23 protein-coding genes are annotated in these 23940 nt (G+C 48.8%); 15 read left to right on the top strand and 8 right to left on the bottom strand.

The genetic code is table 11. The features are described 5' to 3' along the window. Positions 1-11 precede the first annotated feature (11 nt). From AC2T0J_RS17325 to AC2T0J_RS17315, 3 genes are all read left to right on the top strand, one after another. Positions 12-200: a hypothetical protein gene (locus AC2T0J_RS17325; RefSeq protein ID WP_489807015.1), complete on the top strand. Its 189-nt coding sequence runs from the start codon at positions 12-14 to the stop codon at positions 198-200. A gap of 90 nt (positions 201-290) precedes the next feature. Beyond that, on the top strand, positions 291-2168 hold the full coding sequence (gene sppA / locus AC2T0J_RS17320) for a signal peptide peptidase SppA (protein WP_489807014.1): 1878 nt from the start codon (positions 291-293) through the stop codon (positions 2166-2168). After that, positions 2165-2653: a SprT family zinc-dependent metalloprotease gene (locus tag AC2T0J_RS17315; protein ID WP_489807013.1), complete on the top strand. Its 489-nt coding sequence runs from the start codon at positions 2165-2167 to the stop codon at positions 2651-2653. The genes sppA and AC2T0J_RS17315 overlap by 4 nt, the downstream gene beginning before the upstream one ends. Here AC2T0J_RS17315 and yfbV read toward each other — a convergent pair. Beyond that, a complete protein-coding gene (gene yfbV / locus AC2T0J_RS17310) occupies positions 2650-3096 on the bottom strand; it encodes a terminus macrodomain insulation protein YfbV (protein WP_489807012.1) in 447 nt (148 codons plus the stop codon). The two genes, AC2T0J_RS17315 and yfbV, sit on opposite strands and share 4 nt — an antisense overlap. A 355-nt stretch (positions 3097-3451) precedes the next feature. On the opposite strand from yfbV, the gene trxB reads away from it, so the two are divergent. From trxB to infA, 4 genes are all read left to right on the top strand, one after another. Next, positions 3452-4405 carry a thioredoxin-disulfide reductase gene (gene trxB, locus AC2T0J_RS17305; RefSeq protein ID WP_489807011.1) on the top strand — a complete coding sequence of 318 codons (954 nt, stop codon included), beginning with the start codon at positions 3452-3454 and terminating at the stop codon, positions 4403-4405. Positions 4406-4452: 47 nt separating this feature from the next. Further along, positions 4453-5187, top strand: coding sequence for a leucyl/phenylalanyl-tRNA--protein transferase (gene aat / locus AC2T0J_RS17300; protein WP_489807010.1), 735 nt, complete (start codon positions 4453-4455; stop codon positions 5185-5187). Positions 5188-5192: 5 nt separating this feature from the next. Further along, on the top strand, positions 5193-5957 hold the full coding sequence (locus AC2T0J_RS17295) for an arginyltransferase (RefSeq protein ID WP_489807009.1): 765 nt from the start codon (positions 5193-5195) through the stop codon (positions 5955-5957). A 105-nt stretch (positions 5958-6062) separates the two neighbouring features. Next, positions 6063-6281 carry a translation initiation factor IF-1 gene (gene infA, locus AC2T0J_RS17290; RefSeq protein WP_489807008.1) on the top strand — a complete coding sequence of 73 codons (219 nt, stop codon included), beginning with the start codon at positions 6063-6065 and terminating at the stop codon, positions 6279-6281. 99 nt (positions 6282-6380) lie between these two features. Here infA and clpA read toward each other — a convergent pair whose 3' ends face one another. Beyond that, positions 6381-8660, bottom strand: coding sequence for an ATP-dependent Clp protease ATP-binding subunit ClpA (clpA, locus tag AC2T0J_RS17285; RefSeq protein ID WP_489807007.1), 2280 nt, complete (start codon positions 8658-8660; stop codon positions 6381-6383). A gap of 27 nt (positions 8661-8687) precedes the next feature. Continuing rightward, entirely contained in the window at positions 8688-9008 is a 321-nt protein-coding gene (gene clpS / locus AC2T0J_RS17280; RefSeq protein WP_105933968.1) for an ATP-dependent Clp protease adapter ClpS, read from the bottom strand. A 210-nt stretch (positions 9009-9218) separates the two neighbouring features. Here clpS and cspD point away from each other — a divergent pair, with 210 nt between their 5' ends. Then, positions 9219-9437 carry a cold shock domain-containing protein CspD gene (cspD, locus tag AC2T0J_RS17275; RefSeq protein WP_105933969.1) on the top strand — a complete coding sequence of 73 codons (219 nt, stop codon included), beginning with the start codon at positions 9219-9221 and terminating at the stop codon, positions 9435-9437. Positions 9438-9681: 244 nt separating this feature from the next. Here cspD and AC2T0J_RS17270 read toward each other — a convergent pair whose 3' ends face one another. The 3 genes from AC2T0J_RS17270 to AC2T0J_RS17260 form a co-directional block, all read right to left on the bottom strand. Beyond that, on the bottom strand, positions 9682-9864 hold the full coding sequence (locus AC2T0J_RS17270; RefSeq protein WP_489807006.1) for a hypothetical protein: 183 nt from the start codon (positions 9862-9864) through the stop codon (positions 9682-9684). 430 nt (positions 9865-10294) lie between these two features. Further along, a complete protein-coding gene (gene tnpA, locus AC2T0J_RS17265; RefSeq protein ID WP_489807005.1) occupies positions 10295-10729 on the bottom strand; it encodes an IS200/IS605 family transposase in 435 nt (144 codons plus the stop codon). Positions 10730-10902: 173 nt separating this feature from the next. After that, positions 10903-13128, bottom strand: coding sequence for an NADP-dependent isocitrate dehydrogenase (locus tag AC2T0J_RS17260; RefSeq protein WP_489807004.1), 2226 nt, complete (start codon positions 13126-13128; stop codon positions 10903-10905). A gap of 443 nt (positions 13129-13571) precedes the next feature. Here AC2T0J_RS17260 and AC2T0J_RS17255 point away from each other — a divergent pair, with 443 nt between their 5' ends. The 7 genes from AC2T0J_RS17255 to AC2T0J_RS17225 all read left to right on the top strand — a co-directional run bounded on the left by AC2T0J_RS17255 (position 13572) and on the right by AC2T0J_RS17225 (position 20377). Beyond that, the gene (locus AC2T0J_RS17255; protein WP_489807003.1) at positions 13572-14192 is read left to right on the top strand and encodes a pseudouridine synthase; all 621 of its coding nucleotides are present in this window, start codon (positions 13572-13574) and stop codon (positions 14190-14192) included. 93 nt (positions 14193-14285) lie between these two features. Continuing rightward, entirely contained in the window at positions 14286-15401 is a 1116-nt protein-coding gene (gene mnmA / locus AC2T0J_RS17250; RefSeq protein ID WP_489807002.1) for a tRNA 2-thiouridine(34) synthase MnmA, read from the top strand. Then, the gene (gene hflD / locus AC2T0J_RS17245) at positions 15401-16027 is read left to right on the top strand and encodes a high frequency lysogenization protein HflD (RefSeq protein WP_489807001.1); all 627 of its coding nucleotides are present in this window, start codon (positions 15401-15403) and stop codon (positions 16025-16027) included. Before mnmA ends, hflD begins: the two co-directional genes overlap by 1 nt. Before the next feature lie 14 nt (positions 16028-16041). Next, entirely contained in the window at positions 16042-17418 is a 1377-nt protein-coding gene (purB, locus tag AC2T0J_RS17240; protein WP_489807000.1) for an adenylosuccinate lyase, read from the top strand. Between the two features lie 44 nt (positions 17419-17462). Beyond that, entirely contained in the window at positions 17463-18644 is a 1182-nt protein-coding gene (locus AC2T0J_RS17235) for an adenylate/guanylate cyclase domain-containing protein (RefSeq protein WP_489806999.1), read from the top strand. A 75-nt stretch (positions 18645-18719) separates the two neighbouring features. Further along, positions 18720-19826 carry a JmjC domain-containing protein gene (locus tag AC2T0J_RS17230; protein ID WP_489806998.1) on the top strand — a complete coding sequence of 369 codons (1107 nt, stop codon included), beginning with the start codon at positions 18720-18722 and terminating at the stop codon, positions 19824-19826. Between the two features lie 92 nt (positions 19827-19918). After that, positions 19919-20377, top strand: a complete 459-nt coding sequence (locus AC2T0J_RS17225; protein WP_489806997.1) for a GNAT family N-acetyltransferase — start codon at positions 19919-19921, stop codon at positions 20375-20377. A 25-nt stretch (positions 20378-20402) separates the two neighbouring features. Here the strand turns inward: AC2T0J_RS17225 and AC2T0J_RS17220 are convergent, their stop codons facing one another. Then, a complete protein-coding gene (locus AC2T0J_RS17220; RefSeq protein ID WP_489806996.1) occupies positions 20403-20807 on the bottom strand; it encodes a DUF4826 family protein in 405 nt (134 codons plus the stop codon). Between the two features lie 5 nt (positions 20808-20812). Then, positions 20813-23854: a D-2-hydroxyglutarate dehydrogenase YdiJ gene (ydiJ, locus tag AC2T0J_RS17215; protein ID WP_489806995.1), complete on the bottom strand. Its 3042-nt coding sequence runs from the start codon at positions 23852-23854 to the stop codon at positions 20813-20815. Between the last annotated feature and the right edge of the window lie 86 nt (positions 23855-23940).

Below are 23940 nucleotides of genomic sequence, written 5' to 3'. Positions count from 1 at the left end.
TCTTTCAATCTATGAGTCGTTTTTCTCAGTTAATGCAGAAAGGCCAGCGCAAGGTGAATTACAAGCAACGTCAGGGACGCTTGCTTATGAGCCTGTCTGATGAACACCACAAAGCGATAGCCAAATTGATTCAGCACTGGCTGGATGAAAGTGGTGAGACATCCCCTCCGGCTTCTGCAACCGGAAAACGTCATAGGTAAAGGCAATAACATTTCATTACAAAATTAACTCGCGATAATTTTTGGAATCGATAACATTAGGTTGTTTAGTCAATTAGGTAAGTAGTCAGTATGGCCGAAAAAAGTAAAAGCTGGACCAAAGCACTGTTTGTAGGGTTATGGACCGCCCTGAATTTTTGTCGAAAATTATTTTTCAATGTGGTGTTTCTGGTCATTATTATCGGCATTATTGCCGTTGCCAGCCGTGAAGACAGCGTCCCACAGGTAACTCCCGGTAGCGCCCTCATGCTTACCCTGAATGGCGCCCTCGTTATCCAGAAAACAGCCGTTGACCCGGTTTCAGAGTTTATTCAGGAAGCGTTTGACGAAGAGCCGGATAACCCGGAAGTGCTGGTTCGCGATGTGGTTAAAGTGCTTGAAAACGCCAAGGCAGATAAGCGTATTAAGGCCGTTGTACTTAACCTGCAGGGCTTACGCGGCGGCGGCCTGGATAAGCTGCGTACCGTTGCTGAAGCCATCGATGACTTTAAAACCTCAGAGAAACCAGTGATTGCGGTAGGCGACTACTATTCCCAGGCACAATATTACCTGGCGGCCCATGCCGACAAAGTATACCTCAATCCAATTGGCGGTGTGTCTATTGACGGTTATGCCAACTACGGTATGTACGTCAAACGTGCCCTGGAAAAGCTCAAAGTGAATATGCACATTTTCCGCGTCGGTACTTTCAAATCAGCGGTAGAGCCTTACATTCGTGAGGATATGTCAGACGCAGCCAAAGAAATGAATGAGCGCTGGCTGAATCAGTACTGGGAGCAATATAAAGCAGATGTTGCCGCAGCACGGGGGGTCGACATCAATAACTTTGACGAAAGTCTGCAGGAAATGCTGGATAACTTCGAGCAGGCCGGCGGCAATTCGGCCCAGTACGCGATCCAGAAAGGCTGGGTAGACGAGGTCAAAACCCGCGAGGAAGTGCGTCAGGAAATTATTGCACTGGTTGGCAAAGACGACAACAACCAAGCCGGTTTCAAACTCACCACCTACCGCAATTACAATCGGGTAATCAATCCGCCTATGCCCATGGTTGCCCATCAGGGCGATAAAATTGCGGTGGTCGTGGCTAAGGGCACGATCATGGACGGTGAACAACGCGCCGGTAGCATTGGCGGCAACAGCACTGCACAATTATTGCGTCAGGCCCGCCTCGATAACGAGGTAAAAGCGGTGGTGCTGCAGGTTGACTCTCCGGGGGGCAGTGCATCGGCGTCTGAAATTATTCGTCAGGAAGTGCTTAACCTGCGTAGCGCTGGCAAGCCAGTGATTGTTTCAATGAATACTTACGCGGCTTCCGGCGGTTACTGGATTTCAGCCTCGGCAGACAAGATATTCGCCAGCCCGAGCACAATAACCGGTTCCATTGGCGTGTTTGCTGCATTGGCTACCTTTGAGGATGCCGCAGACTATCTGGGTGTCGATACCGACGGTGTCGCCACCACGGAAATGGCCGGATTTTCAACCTTGCGTGGTATTGAACCGCTGTATAAGCAACTTATTCAGCGCAGTATCGAAAGCAAGTACCGTGAATTTATAACGCTGGTTGCCAGCGAACGCGGAATGGATGTCAGTGCCGTTGATGACATTGCCCAGGGCCGAGTGTGGATTGGTACCGATGCGCTGCAAATTGGTCTGGTAGATGAACTGGGAACGCTGGACGATGCCGTAACAGCCGCCGCCGATCTGGCGGGTGTAGAAGATTACGACACCGTTTATGTTACCCGTAAGCTGTCTGAGAAAGAGTTGTTCTGGAAAGAATTTTTTGGGCAGGCGGTCATTTACGCCCTGAAGCTGAATCTGATCGATAACAACAACATGCTGACTGGTCTGGTGCGTGAAACCATGGCGCAGGTTGATCTGATTTCATCGCTCAACGATCCACAGAACATTTACACCCTGTGTGTCAGCTGCCGGGTCATGGATAACCATTGATATCCGCCAGCGATAAGCAGTTAATCAAAGACCGCCTCGCAGATTTATATCTCGAGGCGGATAGCTATTTCGAGCGAGCATTTGCGCGTCCCATTCTTACCTTCAGACGCAGTGGCCGACATGCAGGCACGGCGTTTTTACAACAGAACCGGATAAACCTGCACCCGGTATTGTTTGCTCACAATAAAGACGCTTATTTCTCCGACGTGCTGCCCCATGAAGTCAGTCATCTGTTGGTTTACCAGTTGTTTGGACGGGTGAAGCCTCACGGTAAGGAATGGCAAGCCATGATGCAGGAAGTCTTTAACTGCGTCCCCGAAACCCGCCATGAATTTGATTTGACACCGCTAAATATACCTAGCGTGCGCTATCGCTGTGAATGTGGTGATGTTGAATTAAGTATCCGCCGTCATAATGCGGTAGTACGTGGCCAGCGACAGTATCAATGCCGCCGATGCAGACAGGTATTAGAGCCCTCGGCTTAAAACCACTGGCGGGTAAAAGCTTTGTCTAAGTCTTCAAATGCGGTTTTTAGCAGGCGGGCTAATTCACGATAACGGGGCTTATGCTGGGGATTTTGCACTGCACACCCCTGAGCCCGCATTTTAGTAAGTATTTCCTGATACCAGTGACGTAACTGTGGAGGCAGGGTCTGATTAGATCGTTTGCCCAGCCACAATAACCCCTGCATTGGCATACTCAGGAAAAACGCTCCTACGGCAATCGCCTGGGGCAAGTAATCCGTACCAAAGGTATTGAGCATGGTGGCGCAGGCCAGTACAGCTACTGGGGGCATAAAGCGCACCGCAAACCGGGTAGCCGCCACAATACGGCAATCCGGAAACAAGCTATAAAGCTCCCGTTTTAACGGCCAGGTTTTCATATATTCCTGACCATCTTTAAGCATAGTGGTAACTGACTGGGCCATAGTGAACCTCGTGACTGAAAACCGCAACCTTCGGTGGCTTTAACGTAGCAAGACTAGATGCCTGATTACTAATAATAGTCCGGAATGTCGAAAATGGTTTATTTAACGATGAATTTCCAGACCGCTTTTAAGATAATATCACAGCCGGCTATTGAAAGTATTCGATTCGTCCGCACAATGACTCTTAATAACGTATGATTGCAGGGCGGCAGGTAATCTGTAGCATACGCAACTGCGTATAACTGAGCTTATTATAACGGTGCAGTGTTATTGCAAATAACCTTTCACCTACCGCATTAACCAATATGATGTGCTTGTCGCGTACTGCTGCGTCAGGCATTAACTGGAGAAAAACATGGCAGAAAGCAGACACGTTCGTCTACTCATTCTTGGTTCAGGCCCGGCTGGTTATACCGCCGCTGTTTATGCAGCCCGTGCAAACCTGTCCCCTACTCTGATCACCGGTATGCAACAAGGTGGCCAGTTAACCACGACCACCGAAGTAGAGAACTGGCCTGGCGATCCGGAAGGTCTTACCGGACCTGACCTAATGGTTCGTATGCAACAACATGCCGAGAAATTTAATACCGATATCATCTTTGACCACATTAATAAAACAGACTTAAGCAAGCGTCCGTTCACCCTTTATGGTGATAGCGGAACTTATACCTGTGACGCCCTAATCATTGCTACCGGTGCGTCAGCAAAATATCTGGGTATGCCTTCAGAGCAGGCCTTTATGGGTAAAGGAGTGTCTGCTTGTGCAACCTGTGACGGTTTTTTCTACCGTAACCAGAAAGTGGCCGTCATCGGTGGTGGTAACACCGCTGTTGAAGAGGCGTTGTATTTGTCTAACATTGCGTCTGAAGTACATGTTATTCACCGCCGTGATAGTTTCCGTAGTGAAAAGATCCTGGCCGACCGTCTGCTTGATAAAGCAGAAAACGGCAATGTAGTTCTGCATCTTAACCGGACCCTCGACGAAGTGCTTGGTGATGAGATGGGCGTGACCGGGGTACGGATTAAAGCAACCGACTCTGATGCAACCGAAGAACTGGACGTAATGGGTCTGTTTGTTGCCATTGGTCACAAGCCAAATACCGACATCTTCGACGGTGAACTGGATATGCAGGACGGCTACATTAAGGTGAACAGCGGCACGAATGGCATGGCCACACAAACCAGTGTTCCAGGCGTATTTGCTGCCGGTGACGTGTCAGATCACATTTACCGTCAGGCAATTACCTCGGCCGGAACCGGCTGTATGGCGGCGCTTGATGCGGAGCGTTTCCTGGACGCACAGGAATAGTCCTGACTGGCGGTGACTGCAAAACCGCCGCCAGCCATGCTTTTTGCATGATTTCTCTGCCCTACCTGGATCCTGACAGCCCCTTTCCTCCGGTCGAACATGCACTGGATGATCCTAATGGACTACTCGCTTATGGTGCCGATCTTTCGCCTGGCAGATTACTAACTGCTTACAGTCAGGGGATCTTTCCCTGGTTTAGTGAAGGTGAGCCCATACTGTGGTGGAGCCCGTCTCCTCGTGCCATTATTCCACTGGAGTCCTTTCGTGCGAGCACCAGTTTACGCAAACTCATGCGAAAGCAACGCTACAATATCACCCTTAATAAGGATTTTGCTGCGGTAATTCACCAGTGTGCACATATCCCGCGTATTCAGTACGGCCAGACATCAACCTGGATAACCAAAGACATGATTGCTGCTTATCAGGCGCTACATGAATTAGGTTTGGCTCATTCGGTTGAAGTCTGGAAAGATGATGAACTGGTGGGAGGCCTGTATGGCGTAGCGGTGGGTAAGGTATTTTGCGGCGAGTCGATGTTTCACTGTCTGCCGAATACATCCAAACTCGCGCTGGCTTATCTGGTTGATCATATGCAGCAACACGGCGGTGATTTTATCGATTGTCAGATGCCCACGGAACATCTGATGAGTCTGGGTGCAGTGAGTATTGAGCGCGATGGGTTTATCTCCCGCCTGTACCGTAACAACCAAACCCTTGATAAGGACGGCTATATTTGTTCAGATTATCAACGTACCTGGTGCGCTCAAGATTTAAGTGAATAACCTATATGAAATTTGGCATTACCCAAACATTCGACTGCAGCTATCTGCCTGATAAGGAAGAGCAACTGCTGGTATATGTGGGAAGTGATTCAGATTGCGCTATGCATTATCCGCAGCTTATTCAGGCCGGATTCCGCCGCAGTGGCGAACAGGTATACCGCCCTTATTGCCAGCAGTGTACTGCCTGTCATTCTATTCGGCTACCGGTAGCCGAGTTTGCACCATCGCGAAGCCAGCGACGCATACTGAAAAAAAATAAGGCTTTCAGGACTTCTACCACTACCCAAACCAGCGAAGATTACTACCCGTTGTACGAGCGTTATATCACTGAACGCCACGCAGACGGCAGCATGTACCCGCCGAACCCTGCACAGTTTGAAAGCTTTCTGGCCTGTGAATGGAATTCTCCCCTGTTTGTCGAGGCCTATGATGGCGACAAGCTAATCGCAGTTGCGGTAACGGATGTCATCGATACCCACGATCAGCGCGATGGTTTTTCGGCGATGTATACCTTTTATGATCCGGATTATCATCATCGTTCGCTGGGCACCTGGATGATCCTGCAGCAGATCCATCATACCCAGGCACACAACAGGCATTACCTGTATTTGGGGTATCAGATAGATGACTGCAATAAAATGAACTACAAACACCGGTTTTTACCCCACGAACGCTATTTTAATCATCAGTGGCAGCGCTTTGAAAATGCGCAGCAGGTAAGTGAAATGGCTAATCGCGGTAACGATTTGATGGTTGATTTACTCCGCTAGTCCAGCAATTCGCCAATAAGCTTATTTAATCCTTTACTTATATCTATGAATTGGTTAATGTCTGCGCGGCGAAAAATTTGTGATTAATTGAGGTTATTGCTTTAGATGGCGAAAGAAGATTGTATTGAAATGGAAGGTACGGTACTGGATACCCTGCCAAATACCATGTTCCGTGTTGAATTAGAAAACGGTCACATAGTGACTGCGCATATCTCTGGAAAAATGCGTAAAAACTATATCCGCATTCTGACCGGCGACAAAGTGACTGTGGAAATGACACCCTATGACCTGACTAAAGGTCGTATTGTCTATCGCGCGCGTTAATTCATACCGGCCTACGCCAGCTTACGCGATAATGTGATAAGCATAAAAAAACCCGAACCAAGTGTTCGGGTTTTTTGTTCATGGTCGTCAGCGTCTAACTTAGTCACTGGACTCAGTTGCTGACTCGGTCTGGTCTTCAGAGTTATAGACAAACACCAGTTTATCGTCTTCCAGGTCCACTCTGACATCACCACCGTTGCTCAACTTACCGAACAATAGCTCGTTGGCCAACTCTTTCTTCAGCGACTCCTGAATCAACCGTGACATTGGGCGCGCGCCCATTGACTTATCGTAGCCTTTCTCGGCCAGATGCGCTCTCGCGGCCGGTGACACCTCCAGTGAAACGCCTTTGGTATCCAGTTGTGCCTGGAGTTCAATTATAAACTTATCCACCACCTGCAGAATAACATCGGTATCAAGGTGATTAAACCAGATAATCGAATCGAGGCGGTTTCTGAACTCCGGTGAAAACACCTTGTTGATTTCACTCATGGCATCGTGACTGTGATCCTGCTGTTTAAAACCAATAGAAGTACGGATAGTTTCCTGCACACCTGCATTGGTTGTCATCACCAGCACTACGTTTCTGAAGTCGACTTTACGACCGTTATTGTCGGTTAACGTACCGTGGTCCATGACCTGCAACAGAATGTTGTAAATATCACTGTGCGCTTTTTCAATCTCATCAAGCAGTACCACCGAATACGGGTGTTTGATTACCGCATCAGTCAGCAGACCGCCCTGATCGAAGCCTACATAACCAGGAGGCGCACCAATCAGGCGGCTCACGGCGTGACGCTCCATATATTCAGACATATCGAAGCGCACCAGCTCTACGCCCATAATCTTCGCTAGTTGCTGAGTCACCTCGGTTTTCCCTACGCCGGTAGGACCAGCAAACAGGAAAGATCCAATGGGTTTCTCTTCAGTACCCAGCCCCGCGCGAGACAGGTGAATTGCATCAGACAGCGACTCAATAGCTTTATCCTGGCCAAATACCACCATTTTAAGGTTACGGCCCAGATTCTTAAGTACTTCTTTATCTGATGCAGATACCGATTTTTCCGGAATACGCGCCATCTTGGCAATGATTTGCTCAATCTCGCCGACATTTATAACTTTCTTACGCTTAGACTGAGGTAACAGGCGCTGGCTAGCGCCGGCTTCATCCATTACGTCGATAGCTTTGTCTGGCAAGTGACGTTCATTAATATACTTGGCCGACAGCTCCGCCGCCGCCTGCAGTGCTTTTTGCGTAAAGCGCACGCTGTGGTGCTCTTCATAGCGTGATTTCAGGCCCTGCAGGATCTTGGTAGTGTCAGTTACGCTTGGCTCCACCACATCGACTTTCTGGAAACGACGCGCCAGGGCACGGTCTTTCTCGAAGATACCCTGATATTCCTGGTATGTGGTTGAACCAACACAACGCAGTTCACCAGAACTCAACTTCGGCTTGAGCAGGTTAGAAGCATCCATCACACCGCCTGATGCCGCACCGGCGCCAATAATAGTGTGAATTTCATCGATGAACAGGATGGCGTTTTTATCTCGCGATAACTCTTTAAGAATGCCTTTTAAGCGCTTCTCGAAGTCGCCGCGGTATTTGGTACCGGCCAGCAGGCCGCCCAGGTCTAACGAGTAAACTGTGCACTCTTCGATAACCTCAGGTACCTGTTTTTCTACAATGCGGTAGGCAAGCCCTTCGGCAATCGCGGTTTTACCTACGCCAGCCTCACCCACCAACAGTGGATTATTTTTGCGACGGCGACATAAAATTTGAATCGTCCGCTCCAGCTCCATGTCGCGGCCAATAAGTGGGTCGATCTTCCCTTCCTGCGCCTGACGGTTCAGGTTAGTGGCATATTTCGCCAATGCCGAGCCGGATTCCTCACCTTCAGCGGCTTCTTCACTGGCTTCATTGGATTCAGGCGCTTCGTCTTCTGCTTTGCTCACGCCATGGCTGATGAAATTCACTACGTCCAGGCGGGTTACGTCAGATTTTTTCAGTATATATACTGCCTGGCTTTCCTGCTCACTGAAAATGGCCACCAGGACATTAGCGCCGGTGACTTCTTCTTTACCCGATGACTGGACATGAAAAACGGCACGCTGTAACACACGCTGAAAACCCAATGTTGGCTGAGTTTCGCGATCGCTGGCCTGATCATCGAGGATTAACGGTGTGGTATCCTTCACAAACTCTACCAGCTCGCCACGGATATTATCGATATCTGCGCCGCAGGCTTTGAGGGCTTCCTGAGCAGCAGAATTATCTAACAAGGCCAACAGCAAGTGCTCAACCGTCATAAATTCATGACGATGCTCTCTTGCGAATACAAAAGCCTCGTTTAACGTCTGCTCTAATTCTTTATTCAGCATATACATTGCCCCTGTTAGGTTTATAACTCACGCCTGCTCCATCGTACACATCAATGGGTGTTGATGTTTGCGGGCATATTGATTGACCTGCATGACTTTTGTTTCTGCTATCTCAGCAGTATAAATGCCACATACAGCCTTGCCCCGGTAATGAACAGTTAGCATCAGTTGGTTTGCTTTTTCAGCATCCATCCGGAAAAAACGCATCAAAATTTCTACCACGAAATCCATTGGCGTGTAGTCATCGTTATTCAATAGGACCTTATACATCGGAGGCGGTTCAGTTTTCTTCCTCTCCTGCTCGAGTAAGCGTTCCTTATCGATACTTATGGCGTTACCTTTACTCATAATTTAATCATAGTGCGTCTGCAAGCAATTTATCATCTTTTTTACCATTAATTTGCGCGGAAAAAAAATAAAATGCACTTGCATAATGCGGTCAAAATATCTACAGTTTTAATATGTTTTGTGAGTGACGCACAAGACTAGCTGTCCCATGCCTTATTGTATTGTGGGGACAGTTTCCCGTGAGTTCAAGGATTAAGAGGAAGTCGATGTATGGCGGTTGGCAAAGTTAAATGGTTTAACAACGCGAAAGGGTTTGGATTTATTGTGCCCGAGGAAGGTGGCGAAGACATATTTGCTCATTACTCAACAATACAAATGGAAGGCTATCGATCATTAAAAGCAGGTCAGGAAGTTACTTTTGAAGTTCAGCAGGGTCCTAAAGGGCTGCATGCTGAAAACATTGGTATTGTCGAGGACGAAGAGCGGTAGCGCATCTCCCCAAGAAATAGATTAAGTAACAAGCCTTACCCGGTAAATCGAGTAAGGCTTGTTTGTGTAAATCAATCAAAAGGGTTTCATAAATACGGGCGGTGGTTGCCTGACGTTTTTATCGCTTTTGTCTTATGCGGCGGTACCTGAAAACAAATTCCCGTCGTCCACTAAGTCTATTAAATAACCTCGGATAATTTAATCCACCAGGAGTGGCAGACTCAACCGTAACCGCGACTCCCCTTTATTTTGACTCCGACTCTATGATTGTCGACAATACAAAAGAGCTCACATTGTCGTACAAACGAATCCACAAACCCGGGTTGTCATCCAGTAACCTTGCCAGTTCTTTTTCATCCTGGGGCAATGAGGTTTGCATTACCTTTACGTAAGTTTTGATCTTCGTCGGGGCCGTATCATCATCCACGACCGACTACCCTTTTTTTTACACCCGGTATGGCCGCCGGCTTTGAACTTGCTGATATGGGGCTTAAATATGGAACTGCAGATTGGAATAATACCGGCCATATGATGGCTCTGGCTCCGGGAAATGGTTTGATCTAAGCCAGATGAAAGGCCTCATTGGCTTCCGGACCGTGACCAATCAAGAAAATATCCAGACCACCTGAACGGTCTAGTATGGTCAGATTTATCGGTTAGTGCCCCTTCAAGATCCGGCGTATCGGTTTGCATCGGCGTGACATTTTTGATTTTATAAAAAATCGCTCCGAGGATCCGTTCAAAATCACGCCCGAAGCTTAAACCATTTGCCATTACCAGCGGTTGTATTTCCACCCAGTAAAGAATCCACCTTCTAAAGAAGGTGGCTTTGCGTTAACCCCCTAAAAGGGGGCCTTCTATTCAAGGGCTAGCTGAGCTTGCTCTTGTCTTTCAACCTTCTCTTGGTGACGAACATATCGTCTTATGATCTCTTCGTTTATCCCAACTGAGTCAACAAAGTAGCCTCTCTGCCAAAAGTGGTTGCCCCACATCTTATTCTTTCTTAAATGCGGATATTTACTGATGAGTTTTAAAGCTATTTTTCCCTTTAACGCTCCCATCAAATTCGATATGGATAGCTTGGGCGGGACCTTTACAACTAAGTGAACATGGTCGATTTGGACATTCAATTCCATAACGATACAACCTAGTTGCTCCCAATAAACATGAATGCATCTATAGACATCCTTCCCTAGTTTATTTTTCAAAATCCTAAACCGATATTTCGGTGTCCACACTATGTGATATTGACATCGCCAGAACACATGCGATGCTTTCTCGTATCTACTCATGTTAATTTCCTTTTTGACTTCGCTAAAAATCAAAGGGAGATTTAACATGGGTGGGTATACGGGCAAAGCCCTCTCATGAATGATAACCACCTACTGAAGTAGGTGGTTTAAGACGGGCAATAAAAAACCGGCCGAAGCCGGTTTTATTCATATATCAGAAATTAAGGCGGTGATTAGGCGCCCAGAATTTCATTAAAAGTGGCGCTCGGACGCATGGCTGCAGTCGTTTTTGCTTCATCAGGCAGGTAGTAACCACCAATATCCTGGGGCTTGCCTTCAGTCGCACCAATTTCACTGATAATGGTATCAATGTTGGCTGCCAGCTTGTCGTAAACAGGACCAAATTTCGCTGACAGTTCTGCATCATCCGTTTGCTTAGCCAGCTCTTCTGCCCAGTACATTGCCAGATACACGTGGCTACCGCGGTTATCCAGCTCGCCGACTTTTCGCAGTGGCGACTTACCGTTGTTAAGCAGAGCTTCAGTTGCTTTATCCAGTGCTGTGGCAATCACTTTCGCTTTGTTGTTGTCGTGTTTGATAGCAACATCTTCCAGCGATACCGCCAGAGCCAGGAATTCACCCAAAGAATCCCAGCGTAAGTGACCTTCTTCAACAAACTGTTGAATATGCTTAGGTGCAGAGCCACCAGCGCCCGTTTCGTACAGACCGCCACCGGCCATTAGAGGCACGATAGACAGCATCTTAGCACTGGTACCCAGTTCAAGAATTGGGAACAGGTCAGTCAGGTAATCACGCAGTACGTTACCGGTTACAGAAATAGTATCCAGACCACGAATCGCACGTTCCATTGAGTAGCGGATAGCACGTACCGGCGACATAATTGAAATATCCAGACCGTCAGTGTCGTACTCTTTCAGGTAAGCCTCTACTTTCTTGATAAGTTGCGCATCGTGAGCGCGTTCGTCGTCCAGCCAGAATACCGTTGGCATGCCGGATTGACGGGCGCGGGTCACAGCCAGTTTTACCCAATCCTGGATTGGCGCGTCTTTGGCCTGACACATACGCCAGATATCGCCATCTTCAACTTCGTGCTCAATCAGTACGTTACCGTCCTGATCAACTACCTGTACAATACCGTCGGCTTCCATTTCAAAAGTTTTGTCGTGTGAGCCGTACTCTTCCGCTTTTTGTGCCATCAGACCAACGTTTGGCACCGTACCCATTGTCGTTGGGTCGAATGCACCGTGCGTCTTACAGAAATTAATGACTTCCTGATAGATAGTTGCGTAAGTACTTTCCGGAATAACCGCTTTAGTATCATGTGGCTTTCCATCCGGACCCCACATCTGACCAGAGTTACGGATCATCGCTGGCATAGAAGCATCTACGATGACGTCGCTGGGTACGTGCAGGTTTGAAATACCTTTATCTGAATTTACCATCGCCAGTGGTGGGCGATCGGCGTAACATTTGTTGATATCACGCTCAATTTCAGAACGCTGCGACTCAGGCAGAGTTGAAATTTTGTCATAAACACTGCCCAAGCCATTGTTAGGGTTAACGCCCAGCTCGTCGAACAGTTCGCCGTATTTTTCAAATAGCTCTTTGTAGAATACTTTTACACAGTGACCAAATACGATGGGGTGAGACACTTTCATCATAGTGGCTTTTACGTGCAGCGAGAAAAGAATGCCGGTGTTTTTTGCATCTTCGATTTGCTCTTCGAAGAACTGGCATAGTGCATTCTTGCTCATAAACATACCGTCGATGACTTCACCAGCCAGTAAGTCAACTTTCGGCTTAAGCGTTTTCTTGCTGCCGTCTTTACCGGTAAATTCGATACTAACGTAACCTTCTTTCTCTACTGTTACCGACTTTTCACCTGAGTAGAAATCGCCGCCGCGCATGTGCGCAACGTGAGTTTGTGATGCCTGACTCCACTCTCCCATGCTGTGTGGGTGTTTTTTCGCGTAGTTTTTAACCGCGGTAGGTGCACGACGGTCTGAGTTACCCTCACGCAGAACAGGGTTTACGGCAGAACCCAGCACTTTTCCGTAACGTTCACGGATATCTTTTTCTTCATCGCTTTTAGGATCTTCAGGAAACTGCGGCACATTAAAGCCCAGTGCATTGAGCTCTTTAATGGCTGCGCGTAACTGTGGAATAGACGCGCTGATGTTTGGCAGCTTGATAATGTTAGCTTCTGGATCCTGAGTCATTTCGCCCAGCTCGTTCAGGGCATCTACAACCTTCTGGTCGTCGGTCAGGTAATCAGGGAAACAGGCCAGTACACGTGCAGCCAAAGAGATATCGCTCACTTCAATATCGATATCAGCTTCGCTGGCAAAGCGACGAATAATAGGTAAGAACGAATAGGTGGCCAACATTGGCGCTTCATCGGTTTTGGTATAAATAATTGTAGACTTACGGTTGGTCATTATGTACCTCAATAGTTGCAGTAGCTGGCTGCGTTTTTTCCATTCAACAAATTCCAGCCGCTTTTTTCAGATCATGATGTTCTGACAAGAGACCGGATCTCGTGATTTTCCTGCGTACCTACATGTATCAACCTGAAGGGAGTATCGATTCACGCACGCAAACACTCAGTATCCACTTTACTGAGTATTTAATTCACTAAATTTACAGGTTGACGCTGGCCATGTAATGCACATGAATCATAAGGTCTTTAGTATAGGGTCAAGCGGACCAGTTACAAGTCATACCTTTGTCTTAATTACGAAAAAATGATTAATAAACTAGTTTTCATGGGAAATCATTCAACAAAGTGAGCAAAAAACCATCACTGGCAGGTTCGCGCTGTGCTTAAACAACAACTTTGATAAACTGTTTACTCAAACCAAACCGGCCGACGTTTTTTTGCATGACATCAACTGTAATTCTGTTCAATAAACCCTATATGGTGCTTTCTCAGTTCACTGACGCCGAGGGCCGCGAAACCCTCAAGGACTATATTCAGGTGCCCGATGTTTACGCGGCCGGACGACTCGACAGAGACTCTGAGGGGTTGCTGGTATTAACCGATAACGGCAGCCTGCAACATAAACTCGCCCATCCCAAAGCCAAAACCAGTAAGACTTACTGGGTACAGGTGGAGGGTGAAGTCAGTGATGCCGCTATCGAAGCACTCCGCCATGGGGTGGAATTAAAAGATGGGCTGACCCGACCGGCCAAAGTACAGCGCATGGCTGACCCTGCGGTGTGGCCTCGCACCCCGCCTATTCGCGAACGGGCAAGTATTCCTACCACCTGGTTGTCGATCACCATCAGCGAAGGCCGTAACCGCCAGGTTCGCCGTATGACGGCCCATGTGGGAAACCCCACTTTGCGACTTATCCGCTACCGGGTGGGAAACTGGACGCTCGATGGCATTGCCAATGGTGAATACGTCAGCCTGCCTGGCCCGCCAATGAAACCTGTCGATAAGGTAAACCGTCGCCCTGCCCGACGGAGCAAGCCCAAACAACGGCAAAAAACACGTTGAGCGCCGCAAAAAGGCGCTTTTTGAGGTGCCAAAAGTTGCATTTTCTGGTAAACTCCGCGCCCCGTAAATAACATGAGAGTGCACGGTTAACTAATGTCTCAGCTTGCCGATCTGGCCCCCAATAAACAAAAAGTCATCGTCGGTATGTCCGGTGGTGTGGATTCTTCTGTTTCTGCTTATTTGCTCCAGCAACAAGGCTACGAAGTTGAAGGCCTGTTTATGAAAAACTGGGAAGAAGACGACAACGACGAATACTGTGCCGCAGCTGAAGATTTAGCCGATGCCCAGGCGGTTGCCGATAAACTGGGTATCTACCTGCACACCATCAATTTTGCCGCCGAGTACTGGGATAACGTGTTTGAGTATTTTCTGGCAGAATACAAAGCCGGCCGCACGCCAAACCCGGATATCATGTGTAATAAGGAAATCAAGTTTAAAGCTTTCCTTGAGTACGCTGCCGAAGATTTAGGTGCCGACTTTATTGCCACCGGCCATTACGTGCGCCGTCGCAAAGTTGACGGTCATTGGCAAATGCTGCGCGGCCTGGACAATAACAAAGACCAGAGCTATTTCCTCTACACGCTGGGCGAAGAGCATGTTGCTAAAACCCTGTTTCCGGTGGGCGACATCGAGAAACCACGGGTTCGGGAAATTGCTGAACAACAAGGCCTGGTCACCGCTGGTAAAAAAGACAGTACCGGCATTTGTTTTATCGGCGAACGTAAATTCAAGGATTTTTTGAGTCAGTACCTGCCAGCACAACCCGGTATCATTGAAACCGCCGAAGGCGTGGAAATTGGCCAGCATGAAGGGTTGATGTATCACACACTTGGACAACGTAAAGGCTTGCATATTGGCGGTCTGGCCGAGTATGGTGACGATCCCTGGTATGTGGTAGACAAAGACGTTGAACGTAATGTGCTTATCGTTGGTCAGGGCGCCAACCACCCACGCCTTTACTCTGACGGTCTGATTGCCAAGCAATTACACTGGGTTAACCGTACGGTACCCACAGCACCATTTCGCGCCGCAGTGAAAACCCGTTACCGCCAACAGGACATTCCCTGCCTGGTCACGCCCATTGGCGACGATCAGGTGAAGGTGAGCTTTGACGAACCACAAAAAGCGGTAACGCCCGGTCAGTCAGCGGTATTTTATCAGGATGAAGTCTGCCTGGGTGGCGGCATTATTGAGAGTTATCTACGCTAATGTTGGATACAGCCATCGAAAAACAACTGGGTCTGGCAGGTGTTTGTCAGGCCGCGCGACTAGTGCAGTCGATTGCCCGTACCGGTGAAGCCGATAAACAGGCCGTAGAGGCCAGTTTATCAAGCATACTGGTGACCGATTCAGACACCACACAACAGGTGTTCGGCCAACTGGAAAATTTAAAAACCGGTTTTCAGGTTATTGTTGCGCAGTTAGGCGATCATAACTCTAAAAAAGATACCGAACTGACTCGCTATATCGCCAGTGTTCTCGGACTCGAGCGAAAACTGGCGCGCAACAACAAAGCTATGAATGAGCTCGGTGAGCGTATTTCCCATGTGCAACGCCAGCTGGCGCATATGGATTTTGAAAGCCCGCAGATTTTATCGTCGCTGGCGAGCATTTATTCAGACGTGATCAGCCCGTTGGCACCCAAGATTCAAATTGCCGGTAATCCAAGTTGCCTGAGTCAACCACTCAATCAACACCGGGTTCGGGCCCTGTTGCTGGCGGGTGTTCGCGCCGCCGTATTGTGGCGACAATTGGGCGGTCAGCGCCGACAGATTTTATTTAAACGTAAAGCAATTCTACGCAGTGCCCAGCAGGCACTGAGATTAATGAACTAATTGAGGAGCAAAAGGTGGAACTATCCCAATTAACGGCGATTTCTCCGGTCGATGGTCGGTATGCCTCTAAAACAGGCGAGTTACGATCTATTTTTAGTGAGTACGGCCTGCTTAAATACCGGGTTGAAGTTGAAGTAAGATGGTTACAAAAACTGTCTAAGCTGGACGGTATCACCGAAGTCCCTGACTTTTCTCCTCAGTCACATAAACTGCTCGACAGTATTGTGGCAGAATTTTCGGTAGACGATGCTCGCCGCATCAAAGAAATCGAACGCACCACCAACCACGACGTAAAAGCAGTCGAGTATTTCCTCAAGGAAAAAGTCGCTGACAATAGCGAATTGAACGCTATTAGTGAATTTATCCACTTTGCCTGTACTTCAGAAGACATTAATAACCTGTCTCATGCATTGATGTGCAGCGAAGCCCGCGATACGGTTATCCTGCCTTACTGCGATAAGTTAATCGATGCCCTCAAAGCCCTGGCTCGCGAATACCGCAGCATTCCAATGATGGCGCGTACTCATGGTCAGCCGGCTTCACCAACTACCATGGGTAAGGAAATGGCTAACGTGGCCGTGCGCCTGCAACGCCAGCGTGAGCAAATCGCTGCCGTCAGCCTGCTGGGTAAAATTAACGGTGCGGTAGGTAACTACAATGCGCATCTGTCGGCTTACCCTGAACTGGACTGGCATACGATTTCTGAAGACTTCGTGACCAGCCTGGGCATTACCTGGAATGCGTTTACCACGCAGATTGAACCACACGATTATATCGCAGAGCTGTTTGATGCCATTGCGCGTTTCAACACTATCCTGCTGGATTTCGATCGTGATGTCTGGGGTTATATTGCACTGGGTCACTTCAAGCAAAAAACCGTCGCTGGCGAGATTGGCTCATCGACCATGCCGCATAAAGTGAACCCTATCGACTTTGAAAATTCAGAAGGCAACCTTGGCATCGCCAACGCCATCTTCGACCACCTGGCAGCGAAACTGCCGGTATCGCGCTGGCAGCGTGACCTCACCGACTCAACCGTGTTGCGTAACCTGGGTGTAGGTGTTGGCTACGCGGTAATTGCATATCAGGCCACCCTGAAAGGGATCAGCAAGCTGGAAGTAAACGAGCAGAGTCTGCGTAACGAACTGGACAACAACTGGGAACTGCTGGCGGAACCTATCCAGACCGTTATGCGTCGTTACGGCATCGAAAAGCCGTATGAAAAACTCAAGGAGCTGACCCGCGGCAAGAAAGTCAATGCTGCAGTGATCGCAGAGTTCATCGATAACCTCGAATTGCCAGACAGTGCAAAAGAGCAGTTGAAACAGCTGTCTCCGCAGGCCTATATCGGTGACGCAATCCGTCTGGTAGATCAGTTACTGGGCGACTAACCGTTTGCTACGCTTGGCAACTCCCACTAAAAGGAGTTGCCAGCTTGCCACTTTTAACTACCCTTCCTGTTTCGCAGCGAACCACAGAACAAGTCAGACTGACGCTCAGGTTAACCTTGCTGCTATTTACGGTTGCGATGCTACTGCAACTGCCGGCACTCTATTATTATGCCCGCCCGGAATCCTTGCAAAGCTACAACTGGCTGTGCCATTTCCTGGCCCTGTTTGCGTTGTCCCTGTTACAACGCTTCATTACCCTTAACTGCTTAAAGGTAACGCTATTTACCCTCTACTACAGTTACCTTACCTGGGTTTTATTATTGTGGCCGGGGCTATCTAACACCCATTACTATTATTTGCTGGCTGTGGTGATTAGTGGCTTTGTATTCACCCGCAGTGAACGCCTTGCACAAACCGCCGTCCTGACCGGCGCAGTGTTTCTATTCAGCCTGTTCAGTATCCTTCACTATCAGCCCCAGCTTGAGTTTGGCATACTAAGATTAACCAACGACCTGACGCTGGGGGCATTAAGCCTTGGTATATACCAGGTACTTCGCCAACAAGCACTTAACCGCTGGCACGGGTTGCGAGGGGCCCATCAGTCATCGCTGAGTACCCTCAACCAGTTATTGCCGAAGGATCCAGAACAACCAGCCAGTTTCTGGCAACCCGGCAAAACCAGGCGCTACCCTTTTGCCTGCGTGCTATTTGCCGATCTCCGTGGCTACACCAGGCTTAACCGGCGTTTTGGCGACCGTATCACGCTGAACGCGCTGAAAAACCTTTACCTGCAAATTGATACGCTATGCGACCGGTATCCGGTTGAGAAGATTAAAACCAATGGTGACCAGTATATGGTGGTGAGTGGTTTAAAGCCTGAAACTGATCGCCAATGTTGTTTGAACATGTACCATTTCGCCTGTGCTTTGCATCGAATCATTAATCGCTTCAGCGAGATCCATCATCTCAGTTGTACCGTGCGCATCGGCATCGCGACGGGCCCGCTTACAGCGGGAATTATCAGTAAAACCCGACCCTATTTTGATCTCTGGGGCGAAACCGTGAACCTGGCAGCCTGCCTGGAACATCACGCCGTTAGTGAAAGCATAGCGGCATGCCCCGATACCGTGATGCATCTGCCCAATCACCTGATAGCCGGTAAACAGCCCCTGGCCAGTGTGAAACACCCCGAAACCCAATACTATTACCAACTGGAAATCACATAACAACCTTCGGCTTTGGCTTTTAATCCTCCGCTAACCCGGGGATAATGGTGTAAACGTAAAACGATAAAGATACCTGTGCTTAATTTAGATATTACTGATTTTTTACAGCATAACTGGCAGAAGAAACCCGGTGTTATTCGTAACGCTCTGCCCGACTTCACTGATTTTATTGATGAACATGAATTGGCAGGCCTCGCCATGGAACCGGAACTGGATAGTCGGATTATCAGTAAACAGGCTGATGCATGGTCAATTCAGCAAGGACCTTTTAACGATTTTTCAGCCTGTCAGGGACAATGGACATTATTGGTTCAGGGAGTGGACAGATACCTTGAAGAAGCCAGTGCGCTCATGGACAAATTTAGTTTTATTCCCAACTGGCGCGTAGACGATCTGATGATCAGCTACGCGGTGCCCGGTGCTGGGGTGGGACCGCATGTCGACCAGTACGACGTATTTTTAGTCCAGGGAAAAGGTTGCAGACGCTGGCGGGTAGGTGCACCAGAAAACCTGACAAGCACCCAACCGGTTAAAGGGCTTTGTCAGGTAGAAACTTTCACGCCGATCATTGATTGTGAGCTGCAGCCTGGCGATATTCTCTATATCCCGCCAGGCTGGCCTCATGATGGTGTAACGCTGGCAGAAAGCCTCACTTATTCAATAGGCTTTCGCGCCCCGGACCAGGTTCAGCTGGGTAACTATCTCGCCGAGCATTTACAAACCCAGCTATCCTGCTCAGCGCGATACACAGATACTGAGCGCAATATGTCTGACTCCCCCGCCGAAGTGGATGTCAGGGATTTAAATGCGCTAAAGGGCTTACTCCACCGCGCTATCGACGACGACCAATTCAGTAAAAGTCTGGTAACCATGCTCAGCGAACAAGGTCTCGAAGCCGACATTAATGAACCGGTAGACAGTCAGGTATTGCAGGATCACCTCGCCAGCGGAGGGAAACTGGTTAAATTAACCGGATGCCGACCACTATTAAATAAACAATTTCCAGACTGTTTGTTCATTAACGGTGAAGTCGTTAATTTTGCGCAACAGAATTATCACGTGATGCGCCAACTGGTTAGCCAACCCGACATTAATCGTACCGATATGACGCCCGCCCCGGACGAACTGGACATTTTTTGCACATTCACTACACTGGTAAACATGGGGTACTGGGAACTCTGACCTGAAAATCAGCTATACAGGTGCAGACACTCCACCGGGGTAACGGGGTAATATGCTGGCATTGTGGTCAGCATGGCGACAAGGGGGTTAGTATGGCGTATAAGGTCCAGCAAGTTCTTTGGCAAGAAGCCTGTGAACAATTAAAAACACTGAGAAAAGCGGTGTACGTGCTGGAATGGCAACTTCCTGAAGCTACAGAATTCGATGACCTGGACAGTAAGGCAGCGCATGTCTTGCTGTTTTGTGATAAAAATACCCCGATAGCCACGGGTCGCCTGACACCAAACGGCGAACTCGGGCGAATAGCAGTGTTGCCCGGGCATCGCACCCTGGCAGTTTATAAACTCTTGTTTGCCACACTCTTAAAGCACGCCGAAGCGCAGAATATCAAACAAATTCAACTACAATCAGAGCTTGCCAGCGTTGAGTTTCACCGCGCGAAAGGCTTTAAACCGGTTGGCAAAGTGTTTATGGAAGCCGGCATTCCCATGCAGAAAATGGTCTGTAACCGGCAAAACTTTGATCTGCCGGATGTGCGCCATATTCACTAGTGGCCATCCAGGCTGGCGTCAAGAATTATCCCCAAAGACCGTCATTTTCCTGCAGCGAGTAAATTTTCTCTGCCCGATCAGCAAGTAACTGCGCATATGACGTCTGGCTAGCATCGGCTTTAACGTTATTTTGCAACAGATTTTCAGCTTTAATTTGCCAGCGCATGGAAAAATAACGCAGCGCACCGCGGGCATCCTCAGCGTTACCGGCCAGGGTAAAATCGGTTGGTAGATCACCGGTTAGTACCCAATACATCTTGTTATCCATGGCTTTTATTTTCCACACCGCAACCAGTGGTGCAAGATAACGGCATTCTTCGGTCAGTACGGTGTCAAAGAGCACGCCTTCCTTTGCCAGAAACTGATTTGCTTGCTGAAAGGCTTCGCGGGCCCAGGTTTGGATTTGTTCTTCTGTGAGTTGTTCTGTCATAGTGCTTATGTTCTTTTAGTTAGACACTGCAATAACACTTGCAGCGGGTGCTTTGGTTTAAACTGGTCGATACGATTTACCTGACTGCGGCAGGAATAGCCGCTGGCCATAATTTGCTGCGCTTGATAACGGGACACCGCCTGCTGCCAGCTCATCTCATAAATGCCCAGCGAATTGGCTTTATTTTCGGCTTCATGACCGTAATTGCCGGCCATACCGCAACATCCTACTTTCACGATATCAGTCTTTTGCCCTACTCTGGCAAAGATATCCTGCCAGATTTGTTCAGTTTTCGGTAATGCGGTTTTCTCGGTACAGTGGGCAAACAATGCCATGACCGGCGCGTCAGAGGAGGTATCGCCACTCTGCCAGGTAGACTCAGGGAGTGTCGCCAACCATTCATGGACAGTCTGCACAACAAAGTCGCCGCGCGCGGCGCCAATAGCTTTGTACTCATCCCGATAACACAGCACCAATGGCGTATCGACCCCGACCATAGGTATGTTAAGCGCCGCAACCTGATTTAAAAACGCGGCAGTGTCGGTAGCGGTTTCGGCAAATTTCTGCAGAAAGCCGGTAACGTGGAGCGTTTTGCCGTTGGGCTTAAAGGGCAATAATACCGGCGTTTTACCCAGCGCTCTTATCAGGCGGCCAAAGTCAGTAACCACCTCTGCATCATAATAGCTGGTGAAAGGATCCTGCACGATTAACACATAGTTGTCGCGCTGGTCGGCATCAACCTGCTCCAGTTCGGCCAGGTCAAATGTTTGCATGACCTCCTCTGCCTGCTCGGTCAGAGTGGGCACTGACAAAGGCGGTGCATCCACATAACCGGCTACCTTTTCGAGCAGCGATTTTGCCAAACCGTTATTCATCAGGGCATTGCTGACCTTCGGCAATTTAGCCATCAGCGGAGTAAGCGATTCCACATTGGCCACCAGATGATGTTTCAGCGGACGCAAATAGCGCTGATAGTAAACATTTAAAAACTGCGCTCTGAATTCTGGCACATCCACTTTCACCGGACACTGGCTGGAACACGATTTACAGGCCAGACAGCCGTTCATTGCTTCCAGCACTTCATGGGAGAAGTCTTCCGTACCGGCCCGGGAGTTTTGCCAGCGCGTTAGCCAGCTGCTTTTATACTGTCCGTCCATTAACGCCTGATGATCCACGCCCTGGTTCGCCAGCAAACGCAGCCACTCTCGAATCAAACCGGCCCGGCCCTTAGGGCTGTGCCGGCGGTCACGGGTAATTTTGCTTGAGGGACACATGGGCGACGTGGTGTCGTAGTTAAAACACAAGCCGTTACCGTTACAGTCCATGGCGGGCTTAAAGGTTTCTTTAAATGCCACTGGTATGGTGCGGTCGAGGGTCGCGCGTTTCGGATCACTCACCTTAACCAGTTCATCATCACTGTCTATAGGTGTACAGATTTTACCCGGATTCATTTTATTGCCCGGATCAAAAGCCGCTTTAATGCGACGTAGTTCAGCAAACAGTGATTCGCCAAAAAACGCCGGGCCATATTCGCTGCGGAAACCTTTGCCATGCTCGCCCCACATCAGGCCGCCGTATTTGGCTACCAACGCCACTACTTCGTCGGAGATCTGATGCATCAGTTTTTCTTGTTCTACATCACACAAATCGAGCGCCGGGCGCACGTGTAATACGCCTGCATCCACATGACCGAACATGCCATACTGCAGGCCATGGCCGTCAAGCAGGGCACGAAATTCCATAATAAAATCGGCCAGATTTTCCGGTGGCACCCCGGTATCCTCGGCAAAAGGAATGGGTTTTTGGCTGCCTTTAGCGTTGCCCAATAAGCCAACCGACTTTTTGCGCATTGCGTAAATTTTATTGATATCCGCTTTGTCAAAAGTAAGCTGATAGCCAATAACGCCATATTCGCCTTTTTCAGCCGACGCTGTGAGCTCTTCTTCTAACCGGGCAATGCGCTGTTTAATTTCGTCCAGATCGTTACTGTTATACTCAACCATATTGAGGCCAAGCATTTCCTTGCCCGGAACATCTTCGATCAAGTTAGCAATGGAGTGCCAGATGATATCGGTGCGGGCCAGATTCAGCACTTTGCTGTCGACCGTTTCCACCGAGGTCGCCTGCGCGGCAATCATGCGCGGCGCATGGCGTAAGGCAGACTCAAATGAATCATATTTAATGTTCACCAGCGCCGTATGCTTTGAAATTCTGGTCAGCGATAACTTAGCTTCGGCAACAAACACCAGCGAGCCTTCAGAACCGGTGATCAGTCGGCTAACATCAATTAACTGCTTTTCTTCATCAAAAGCATGTTCTAAATCGTAGCCGGTCAGAAACCGGTTCATACGCGGGAATTTGGCCAGAATATCTTGTCGTTTGCCACGACAAGTATTGAGCACCTGGCGCAGAATACGCCCGTGGGTGTCACTACGAGTAGCTTGCTGCTCGGCTTCGGCAACGGATAATGGCTGGGTTTGTAGTATTTCACCATTGGCCAGTACCGAGGTCAGGCCCAGTACGTGATCACTGGTTTTACCGTATACCAGGGAACCTTGCCCTGATGCATCAGTGCTGATCATCCCGCCTAGAGTGGCCCGGTTACTGGTAGATAAATCCGGCGAAAAGAAAAAACCATAAGGGCGTAATGCATCGTTTAAGGCATCTTTTACCACCCCGGACTGAACCCTTACCCAGCCCTCTTCCGGATTGATCTCCAGCACTTTATTCATGTGCCGCGACATGTCCACCACAATACCGTCGGTCAGGCTTTGACCGTTGGTGCCGGTGCCGCCGCCCCGGGCGCTGAATTTTACCTGTGGATGCTGGTTAGCCAGCTCACCAATAGTCTGTAAATCGTTAATCCCTTTGGGATGAATGACTGCTTGCGGTAATTTCTGATAGACCGAATTATCCGTAGCCACCGCCAGACGGCTGCCATAGCTGTATTCAATGTCGCCGGAAAAAGCGGATTTCTCCAGACGCTGAAGGTAGGTTCTGTAGTCATCAGAAACGGTCGATTCAACTGGTACAACAGGTAAATTCAAAGCTACGCTCTCACTGGTGAATAGGCGGCTAAGTATACCTAGGCTAACGCAGTGTCTCCACCGTTACTGACCGATTTTTTATTACC

The sequence above is a fragment of the Alteromonas sp. ISO5 genome (assembly GCF_058105165.1).
This window is presented reverse-complemented; position numbering and strand designations above follow the sequence as displayed.